Below are 918 nucleotides of genomic sequence, written 5' to 3' on the forward strand. Positions count from 1 at the left end.
CGCGTAACAGACGCCCTTCGCCCGCGCTCGATCATCGAGAGCTGGCTGCTGGGCCAGGCCGGTGGCGGCGCCGTCGCCGATGTGCTCTACGGTGCGGTGAACCCCTCGGGCAAGCTCACCGAGACGGTGCCCGTGCGGCTCGAGGACAACCCGTCCTTCGGCAACTTCCCCGGCGAGTTCGGACACGTGCGCTACGGCGAGGGCCTGCTGGTCGGCTACCGCTGGTACGACGCGAAGGGTCTCGACGTGACCTTCCCGTTCGGCCATGGACTCTCGTACACGACGTTCGAGTACACCGGTGCGACGGCCGAGGTCGGAGCGGACGGCGGTATCGTCGTGCGCCTCGACGTCACCAACTCCGGCGACCGCGATGGCCGCGAGGTCGTGCAGGTCTACGTCGCACCGACGACCTCGATCGTGCAGCGCGCGCCCCGCGAGCTCAAGGCATTCTCCTCGGTCGCCCTGGCCGCGGGGGAGACCCGCTCCGTCGAGCTCGTCGTGCGGCGTGAGGACCTCGCCTACTGGGACATCCGCGTCGACCGCTGGGTCGTCGAGGGTGGCGAGTACACCGTCGAGGTGGCCGCCTCCAGCCGTGACACCCGCTCCCGTGTCTCGGTCGAGATCTCGGGTGACGCGGTGCACCAGGAGCTGACCATGAACTCCTCCGTCGGGGACCTGATGACACACCCGATCGCCGGACCCATCGTGCAGCAGGCGCTCGGCGGCCTGATGGGCGGGCTCGGCGGAGACGCGGCCGCGGCATCGATGATGCCGAACGACGAGGCGATGCAGAAGATGATGGCGTCCTTCCCGATCGGACGCCTCGCCGGATTCCCCGGGCTTCCCGTCGACTTCGCGCAGATCGAGCAGCTGATCGCGGCGGCGAACGCCGGCGGTCCCACGGCCGGTTGAGCCGCG

1 protein-coding gene is annotated in these 918 nt (G+C 69.9%); it reads left to right on the forward strand.

The features are described 5' to 3' along the window. Window positions 1-912 (forward strand): fibronectin type III-like domain-contianing protein (locus KZA10_RS16265; RefSeq protein WP_218683405.1); only part of this gene is annotated, 912 nt, incomplete at its 5' end. Window positions 913-918 lie beyond the last annotated feature (6 nt).

Origin of the sequence: Microbacterium sp. BF1, assembly GCF_019279095.1 — a bacterium.
GTDB classification, from domain to species: domain Bacteria; phylum Actinomycetota; class Actinomycetes; order Actinomycetales; family Microbacteriaceae; genus Microbacterium; species Microbacterium maritypicum.